This is a genomic window from Mycobacterium sp. TH-M82 (genome assembly GCF_057473605.1).
Genome location: NZ_JBYCKY010000285.1, coordinates 1 through 3,225, shown reverse-complemented (window position 1 = coordinate 3,225; position 3,225 = coordinate 1). Strand labels below are relative to the sequence as shown.

Sequence of the window (3,225 nt, the reverse complement as noted above, 5' to 3'; positions counted from 1 at the left end):
TCAACACTGACACCGCCCAGACCGGAAGCATGCCCGACGCCTCGCTACCACGCACCAACTCAGCCAACACGCGTTGAGCCCTCAACAGGTCTGGATTCACCTCCGATGACGACGCCGCCAAACCCCCCATCGCGGTACCCGACCCCGAGCCCCCAGCCACCAGCGGCCCAGGCGCAGCCAAACCACCACCAGCTGGGGCCGCGCCACCAGAGGAGCCCTGACCAGCCGAGGCCGGCGTCGTCGACGTCCCACCACCGCCGGTAGGCGCCCCACTGGCACCCGGCGCACTATACGGAGCCAACGGCCCACCACCACCCATCGCCGCGGGCGGCATCAACGGCGCACCACTCACCGGGCCAGACCCACCCTGAACCGGCCCACCACCGCCGTCCGCCACCCCATGCGGCGCGACCGGCACACCCGCCGGCCCACTACCGGCCGCCGGGGAACCCATCAACGGCTGCTGAGCAGTCATCGCCTGCTGCGCGATCGGCTGTGCAGCCACCGGAGGAGGCGCCGTCGCCCCCATCCCCGAAGCCAAACCCGACTGAAAACTCGAGCCCGCATTCGCCAAAGGCGAGGGCGCAGAAGACGCCGGCGGCGCAGACGGCAGCGACGAAGCCGGCGACGTCGGCATCGAGGAGCCCAAACCCGAGCCCATCGAGCCAGGATTCAATCCCGACCCCAGTCCTGAAAGCGCCGAACCACCACCAGCACCACTACCACCGCCACCAGACGCCACCCGGGCCATCGACCCTCCGAGGGCCTGCGGAAACGCCGGCACTGGCGAGGTACCAGGCGCAGGTGTCGTGTTCGGAGCACCAGGCGGCAGGTCCGTTCGTATATCGTGCGATGAACCGCTCACATCAGGATCAGATGCTGGTGCCCCGGAGGGTAAATCAGTTTTTACGTCTTGTTGGGACTGAGCTTGGTATTGGCCATCCGTGGAGCTTGAATTCTCCCCGCCCGCCTGCTCGCCGTTTCTGTCTGGGTCCGTCCTCTTGTCGTGGTCCGGATTCCCAGCTGAGCCGTTCTGGCCGGCGGCGTCGGTAGCGGGTCTTTCCGGCAGGGGCGCAGTGAAGTCCACACCTTTGACGTACATGGTTGCGGATTGACTGCGTTCGGTCACCATGCCGTCCGCCTCCGTCAATGTTGCTGTCAGGATAGCTTGTGCTGCAGCGGTTTTCCCGCTGCGCATAGCGGCTTGGTACTGAGGTTCCTTCTCCTCTATCAGAAGTCTCAGGTCGTGTTGCAGTGAGCGAAGCTCGGCCGCCGCGTTACCGACCGCGTGCCCTGATGTGGTGTACAGGTCGGCGTGGGTGTCCCACAGATTAACGTTCGCGTTGTGCTCTGCGATTTGGGCGACACCCGCTTGCCCTTCCAGGGCTTTTTGCAGCCGCGGCCGGTGGACATCGCACGACGTGTTGTAGGCGGCGCGGAGCGCCGTAGCCTGCTGGTGATGGGCGGTGGCAACACGATCGAGGACCTCGGGGCTGGGCCAGCGGCCCGCTTTGACCGCGGCTGCAAACTCGCTGTCGTCGCCGAAATCGACTGCCGCCATTATTGTTTTACCCCTGGTATCCGTTGCACCGCGCCCACACTTGATCATCGGCGGCATTAGCCGCAGCGGCGGTCCAGCCGGCCGGGGGCTGAACCGCGCCTTTAGTGGGCTCCCTGCTTAATGCCGCGGCCTGATCACGCAGCAACTGCAGCGACTTGATCGTCGCCGCCCGCACCCCAGGATCGCCAGCCGGGTTATCGCGCAACGCATCAGCGACATAATTCGCTGCCGGTACCACATCAGCGGCACGGGTCTGCGGCGTCGGAATGGCCGCATAAGCGGCAGCCCACCGCGTGCACAGATTAATGGTTTGTGCGCGCACAACCTCAGGTGACGGCGGGGCCGGTGAGGGTGGCGGGAATGCCGTGGGTCGCGACGCCAGATGAGCGCCGACTGCAACGCCGCCCACACCAGCACCGAACACACAGGCCACGAACGCCGCAATTGTGGCGGCTCGCCGCACACCAGGCCGACGGCCGGCAGGTGGCGTCTGCGGCGGCGCCGGCGGCATCGGATACGGCCCTGGTCGTGGCGGACCGGCTATCGGCGGCGGTGAGGACCACCCTGGTGCATGTGTCATGTCCATACGCCCTTAATCGAGGAGATGCGCATGGCGTTATCGTCATCGGCCCCTACCTCGATGTGGGTGGTCGCCGCGGCGGCGGTGACAAATCGGGTGGCTTTGTCGTCTCGGTTGCTGGCCATCGTCGTGTGTTCACCAGGCCAGTGCGCGATAGCCGCGAGAACCGCTGCCGTGGCCGCATCGTCAGGCGCAGCAGTCAATTCGGGGTAGGCCACCGCGGCGGGTACATCGGCCTGCCACGCGGCCATAGCCGCGCCCAAGCCCTCGGGATCGATGTGCGGAGTGTGCGGATCGCTCATTTTTGACCGCCGCCGCCGTCATAGAAAAACTTTGAGTGGGCGACCGCAAGCTCCTCAGCCGCGATCGCTCGATCGAGTCGCAGTTGCGCTGCGACCCTCGGCCAATCGGCCACCGCCGACAGTACTGCCGCGCTCATTGGGTCCAGCTCCGAAACATCGCCGCTAAACACCGGCCCGTCAACCGGCGGGTCGATAATTGCCCGCAGCGCGTCGCCATCGACTGCCATTGCTTCACCTCACTGTTCACCGACTGCGTGATTTGCTTCGTTTGTTCACGTTTTGCGTGCCCATTCACCAATGGCCACACCGGCGTTGACCAATCGTACCGCTGGTCAACGACACAAATCCGGATTCTAGATTAGTAGACAAGTCTACAGTCCTGGGTGTAGACATGTCTACATGCACTTGGATCACTACACCGACAAAGAGCGACGGGCACACGGCCGCAAACTCGCCCGAGCCCGCGCGGCCGCGGCAGAAGCTTCACGCATAGCCCAGATCATGGCTCAATCCGCACACAGCGAAGGCGTCTCTGAAACACGGATCGCCGAAGAACTCGGTGTCGACCGCATGACCGTGCGCAAGTGGCTGGGCAAACGTTGACAACGTTGTCTCAAGAGAGGTGGCCGAGCTAACCCCGGTTCGACGGGTGGACCCGAGCCGCCGCGATCAGCTCCAGTTCGTCCATGGACAGCAGGTAGTGGTCCGGATGGAGTCCCAGGCCGCGGCCGTCCATGATGCGCCGGTACTCGGCGAGCATCCGCATGTAGATGTCGAGCATC

General features: G+C 65.0%; 4 protein-coding genes and 1 pseudogene. 1 reads left to right on the top strand and 4 read right to left on the bottom strand.

Annotated features, from left to right (window positions below):
• The 4 genes and pseudogenes from AC2VON_RS09185 to AC2VON_RS09170 form a co-directional block, all read right to left on the bottom strand.
• Nucleotides 1–505, bottom strand: a pseudogene (locus AC2VON_RS09185) (hypothetical protein); the annotation flags it as partial.
• A gap of 1,063 nt (nt 506–1,568) precedes the next feature.
• A complete protein-coding gene (locus AC2VON_RS09180; protein ID WP_486952672.1) occupies nt 1,569–1,883 on the bottom strand; it encodes a hypothetical protein in 315 nt (104 codons plus the stop codon).
• Between the two features lie 254 nt (nt 1,884–2,137).
• On the bottom strand, nt 2,138–2,443 hold the full coding sequence (locus tag AC2VON_RS09175) for a hypothetical protein (RefSeq protein WP_486952671.1): 306 nt from the start codon (nt 2,441–2,443) through the stop codon (nt 2,138–2,140).
• A complete protein-coding gene (locus tag AC2VON_RS09170; protein ID WP_486952670.1) occupies nt 2,440–2,670 on the bottom strand; it encodes a hypothetical protein in 231 nt (76 codons plus the stop codon). The genes AC2VON_RS09175 and AC2VON_RS09170 overlap by 4 nt, the downstream gene beginning before the upstream one ends.
• A gap of 172 nt (nt 2,671–2,842) precedes the next feature.
• Between AC2VON_RS09170 and AC2VON_RS09165 the strand changes: the two genes are divergently transcribed.
• Nucleotides 2,843–3,046: a helix-turn-helix domain-containing protein gene (locus AC2VON_RS09165; protein ID WP_065131869.1), complete on the top strand. Its 204-nt coding sequence runs from the start codon at nt 2,843–2,845 to the stop codon at nt 3,044–3,046.
• The last annotated feature ends 179 nt before the right edge of the window (nt 3,047–3,225 follow it).

Excerpts from the sequence above, each read along its gene's own strand:
- AC2VON_RS09165 (WP_065131869.1), top strand. The coding sequence starts at position 2,843 with ATGCACTTGGATCACTACACCGACAAAGAGCGACGGGCACACGGCCGC.
- AC2VON_RS09170 (WP_486952670.1), bottom strand. The coding sequence starts at position 2,670 with ATGGCAGTCGATGGCGACGCGCTGCGGGCAATTATCGACCCGCCGGTT.
- AC2VON_RS09175 (WP_486952671.1), bottom strand. The coding sequence starts at position 2,443 with ATGAGCGATCCGCACACTCCGCACATCGATCCCGAGGGCTTGGGCGCG.